This is a genomic window from Paraburkholderia sp. SIMBA_027 (assembly GCF_046535315.1).
In the GTDB taxonomy this organism is placed as follows: Bacteria; Pseudomonadota; Gammaproteobacteria; order Burkholderiales; family Burkholderiaceae; genus Paraburkholderia; species Paraburkholderia tropica.
Genome location: NZ_JAWRWY010000133.1, coordinates 1 through 412 on the forward strand (window position 1 = coordinate 1; position 412 = coordinate 412).

1 protein-coding gene is annotated in these 412 nt (G+C 59.2%); it reads right to left on the reverse strand.

The window, feature by feature from the left end; all coding sequences use genetic code 11:
- Positions 1 to 52 precede the first annotated feature (52 nt).
- A partial coding sequence (locus SB764_RS38460; protein ID WP_410866529.1) for a DNA translocase FtsK occupies positions 53 to 412 on the reverse strand: 360 nt, incomplete at its 5' end.

Here is a 412-nt window from a genome sequence, read left to right on the forward strand (position 1 = left end):
CGAGGCGATCAGGTTTCCGTGAAGCCGTTGCCTCGAAAGATTTTTTCGCGTGTCAGCGATCGAGTATATCACTTTCCGTCGGAACGAGGATCTCGCGTTTACCAGCATGGTTGGCGGGACCGATGATTCCTTCCTGCTCCATACGCTCGATCAGCGATGCAGCACGGTTATAACCGATGCCAAGACGGCGCTGAACATAGGACGTGGATGCCTTGCCATCGCGCAGCACGATGGCCACCGCCTGGTCGTAGGGATCGTCGGAATCGGCAAGATTGGAGGTGCCGGCCGGGCCGCCACCGTAGTCACCGTCTTCGTCGTCGTCGGCCGTGATCGCATCGAGATACTGAGGCGCGCCCTGCGTCTTCAGGAACGAAACGATCTCCTCGACTTCCATATCGGCCACGAACGGGCC